The sequence below is a fragment of the Rhizobacter sp. P3_C12 genome, assembly GCF_056402735.1.
On the sequence record NZ_JBFUGW010000403.1, the window covers coordinates 1 to 4231 of the forward strand.

5 protein-coding genes are annotated in these 4231 nt (G+C 71.8%); all 5 read right to left on the reverse strand.

Going from position 1 to position 4231, the window contains the following annotated elements:
• Positions 1–147: 147 nt before the first annotated feature.
• Positions 148–753 carry a PqiC family protein gene (locus tag AC1DXV_RS32005; RefSeq protein WP_477866296.1) on the reverse strand — a complete coding sequence of 202 codons (606 nt, stop codon included), beginning with the start codon at positions 751–753 and terminating at the stop codon, positions 148–150.
• On the reverse strand, positions 750–2408 hold the full coding sequence (locus AC1DXV_RS32010; RefSeq protein ID WP_477937518.1) for a PqiB family protein: 1659 nt from the start codon (positions 2406–2408) through the stop codon (positions 750–752). Before AC1DXV_RS32010 ends, AC1DXV_RS32005 begins: the two co-directional genes overlap by 4 nt.
• A gap of 79 nt (positions 2409–2487) precedes the next feature.
• The gene (locus AC1DXV_RS32015; protein ID WP_477874433.1) at positions 2488–3135 is read right to left on the reverse strand and encodes a paraquat-inducible protein A; all 648 of its coding nucleotides are present in this window, start codon (positions 3133–3135) and stop codon (positions 2488–2490) included.
• The gene (locus AC1DXV_RS32020) at positions 3132–3863 is read right to left on the reverse strand and encodes a paraquat-inducible protein A (RefSeq protein ID WP_477937520.1); all 732 of its coding nucleotides are present in this window, start codon (positions 3861–3863) and stop codon (positions 3132–3134) included. The genes AC1DXV_RS32015 and AC1DXV_RS32020 overlap by 4 nt, the downstream gene beginning before the upstream one ends.
• A 77-nt stretch (positions 3864–3940) precedes the next feature.
• Positions 3941–4231 (reverse strand): helix-turn-helix domain-containing protein (locus AC1DXV_RS32025; protein ID WP_477874908.1); only part of this gene is annotated, 291 nt, incomplete at its 5' end.

Below are 4231 nucleotides of genomic sequence, written 5' to 3' on the forward strand. Positions count from 1 at the left end.
GAAACCAGCCAGCTCCGGCGCCCCGCCCTGATTGGCGCTCCCCAGCCTCCCCACCCGCGCCTTTGCGGAGCCGTCGTGCTGTGTTGGGGGGAAAAGATTGAAGTGATCGACGAGCATGCGAGCGTCCGCATGCTTCGTTGATTGCGTTCAGCAAGCGGGAACTGCGGCCGACTGATCCATCGCTTTCAGCCGCTCGCCGATCTGATCCGCCAGCCGCTGCACCGCGCGGCGATGCGCCGCGGCGATCGACGGCGCATCGGCACCCGCCGTCTCGTGCAGCCGACTCGTGCAGGCCAGCGTGCGCACCGGCGTCGCGACCGAGGCGGCCGACCAGGCCGCTTCGATCCAGGCCTCGCGGCCGAGCAGCGACTCGAAACGCTGCACCTCGATGCGCAGCCGCCAGCCGCTCGCCGCGCCGGGCTGCGTGCGTGCGTCAACCGCATTGAAGCGCTCGGCCAGCCTGGCCATCACCGCCGCCCTCAACTCATCGCGCAGCGGTGCGACCCAGCGCTCGCCTTCCAGCACGCGCAGGCTGTCGTCGCTGGCACGCAGCACCCATTGYGGTTGATCGACGGCGGCGGGCACCGTCACCGGGCCGAGCTCGATGACGAGCGGTGCGCCTGCGGTCGGTGCCGACGCTGCCGAAGCAGACGACGCCGCCGGCAGCAGGCTGTGGAAGCGCACCGGCGGCTGCGACGCGCAACCCGCCATCGCCAGCATCGCGATCAACGATGCCGCGATCCACGCCCTCATCGCCCGTTCTCCAGCGACGGCAGCGGCGGATCCGCCGGCTTGCCGCGCAGCAGCGATTCGGGATGGCGCTGCAGGTAGTCGGTCAGCACGCGCAGCGATTGCGCGGCCCGTTGCAAGTCGGTCATCGTCTGCTCCACGTTGCGTTGCACCGGCGCGTCCGGGTCGAGCAGGTTGCGGTCGAACTTGCCCAGCGATCCCTGCAACGCATCGAGCGTCTTGCGCACCTCGGCCAGCGACTGCTGCGCCTCGGGCGACAGCTTCGCGATCGCCTCGCGCGCCTGCGCCAGCGTCGCCCGCAGGTCGCGGCCGATGTCGTCGAACGGCACCTTGTTGATCTTCGCGACGATCTCGGCGATCTGCGGCTGCACGTCGGACAAGGTGCCCGGCACCGTCGGCACCTGCGGCACGCCGTCGGCCATCACCAGCGCAGCCGGACGGCTTTTCGGGATGAAATCCAGCGCCACGTACATCTGCCCCGTCAGCAGGTTGCCGGTGCGCAGCTGCGCACGCACGCCGTTCTCGACCAGCCGCTGGAACAGCCGCACGTTCCGCTCGGCCCGCTCCGCGCGGTCGCCTGCACGTCCACCGCCGCCCTCGACCAGCGCCCCGCGCACCGCGCCCAGCCGCAGCGGGTGCACGTCTGCCGTGACCTCCATCGGGTAGCGCTTGCGCTGCGCGTCGTAGCCCGGGCGGATGGCACGCACCTCGCCGATCTCGACACCGAGGAAATCGATCGGCGCACCCACCGACAGCCCGCGCACCGATTGGTCGAACACGAACTTCAGCCGCATCGGCGGGCCGTCCGGCGGCGCGATCGCCGCCTTGCGGTTGCTGAACAGCCAGAAGCGCGTGCCGGCGGCCGCCTCGGCCTCGTCCTTCGCGTTCGGCGTCGCGAGCTCGGAGTGCTCGAACGCGACCCCACCGGCGATCACGGACGTGAGCGCCTGCGTGTCCACCGTCAGCCCGCTCGCGTTCAGCGTGAAGTCGAACCCGCTCGCGTTCCAGAAGCGCGAGCGGTTGTTGACCAGCCGCTCGTACGGCGCCTCGACGAAGATCTGCACCAGCAACTCGTCCTTCTCGGCATCGAGCGTGTAGCCGACGACGCGGCCCACGCGCGTGCGGCGGTAGAAGATCGGCGAGCCGACGTCCAGCGAACCCAGGTCGGGCGCGCGCAGCACGAAGCTGCGGCCCGGCTCGCCGCGCAGCACGAAGGGCGGCACCTCGAGCCCGACGAACGATTTGCGGTCTTCGGTGGACACGCCGGCATCGGCGCCGATGTAGGCACCCGACACCAACGTCGCCAGGCCGCTGATGCCGCCGACGCCGATGCGCGGCCGCACGACCCAGAAGTTGCTGTCTTCCACCGCCAGCGCCGCGGCCGAGCGCGCCAGCCGCACCGAGGCGATCACGCGCTTGCGGTCCTCGCTGAGCGACACCGCATCGACGCGGCCGACCACCACCTCCTTGTAGCGCACCTCGGTCTTGCCAGCCTCCAGCCCTTCGGCAGTGCGGAACTCGATCGTGATGTGCGGACCCGCCTGCAGCAGGCTGTTGACCACCAGCGACACGCCCACCGCCAGCGCGATCACCGGCACCAGCCACACCACCGACGGCAGCGAGCGCTTGCGGCTGACGATGGTCGGCGCGGGCGRCACGGGATTCGGGGCCGGCGGGGGTGCCGCGGGTACGGGAGCCGGCGGAGGCGCCGGCGTCGGTTCGGAGGATGGGGATTCGTCAGCCATGGGCAGGGGAGGGATTGTCGTCGACCTCGTCGGGCCACAGCAGGCGCGGATCGAAGCTCGCGCTGGCGAGCATCGTCAGCACCACCACCGCGCCGAAGGCCAGCAGCCCGGGCCCCGGCTCGACGATGCCGAACGCACCGAAGCGCACCATGCCCACCAGCAGCACGACGACGAAGACATCGAGCATCGACCAGTGACCCACCGCCTCGACCAGCCGGTACAGGTGGGTGCGCGGTATGCCCCGCACGCAACTGCAGCGCTGCGCGGTGAAGGCGAGGAAGGACAGCGTCGCGATCTTCAGGATCGGCACCGCGATGCTCGCGATGAACACGATCAGCGCCAGGCCCCACGCATCGGCGTTCCACAGATCGACGATGCCGCCGAGGATGGTGTGGCTGTCGCGCCCGAACACGTTCGAGGTGATCAGGATCGGCAGCAGGTTGGCCGGTGCGTACAGCAGCAGCGCGGCGGCCAGGCAGGCCCAGGTGCGCTGCAGGCTGTCGGGGATGCGCAGGTGCAGCGCGCTGCCGCAGCGCGGGCAGGCGATGTCGTCGTGGTCGTCCGGCAGGCCGGCATCGCTGCGCTGCGACACCAGCCCGCAGGCGCTGCAGTTGTAGAGGCGGGCACAGCGCGCGTTCATCGGGCAGCCGCCTCGTCAGGGCCGGACTGTTCGGCCTGCCACTCGCTGCCCAGCTGCCACAGCCGGTGCAGCCCGGCGGCGCTGCTCGAGGTGAGCAGCACCGTCAGCACGCCGTAGGCAAACAGGGCCGGTCCCGGCACCACGCTCGCGAGCCCGGCGCTGCGCACCACGGCCACCAGCGCGCCCAGCATGAACACCTCGACCATGCTCCAGCGCGTGGCGAAGCGCAGCAGCCGCATCGCCGGCATGAAGCCCTGCGGCAGGCGCCGCCGCGTCATCGGCCACAGCAGGTACAGGCGCAGCGCGATCACGAGGAGCGGGAACACCACCGCCGTCGCGCCGGCCAGCATCGCGCCGAGCGGCTGGCCGGCTTCCCAGGTCTGCCACAGCGCCTCGGGCAACGTCACCGGATCGGGCGATCCGCGCACCGAGATCCAGACCAGCGGCGTCAGGTTGCCGATCACGAAACACAGCAGCGCTGCGAGCGCGAGCGCCAGCAGCCCGGGCAGCGACACCCGGTGGCCGCGGCCGAGCAGCGCGCCGCAGCGCCGGCAGTGCGCGGTCTCGCCGGGCTGCAGCGACACGCGCTGGTGCACCGCGTCGCACTGCTCGCAGACCACCAGGTCGGGGCGAGGGCACAGCACCGCGGGGGCGTCGGCTGCCGCATCGACGGCCTCGGCGGGCAGGTCGGCGGTGGGAGCCGGGCGGGAGGCGGTGGAGTCGGTCATTCAGGCAGAAGGTACGGCGAAGGCCGATCGTAGGGAGGGATGGACAGCGAGTGTGTAGGACGACGGCGGATTCGCGGCTACCCCTTCAGGCGACGGTACACCGTGTTGCGCGCGACGCCGAGCTGCCGTGCCGCCAGCGAGACATTGCCGCCGGCCGCCGCGACGGCGCGGCGGATCGCATCGGTCTCCAGCGCCTGGAGCGTCGGCGGGGCTTCGGCCGACGCCGGCGCCAGCCCGGCCGACAACCCGGATGGCAGCGCGACCGGCGACAGCGTGGCCTGCGACACCAGGCTCGCGGCCGACCAGAACACCGGCCACTGGAACACCGCCCGCACGTGCAGCGGCGCCCCCGCCGCCGGGCCGAGCAC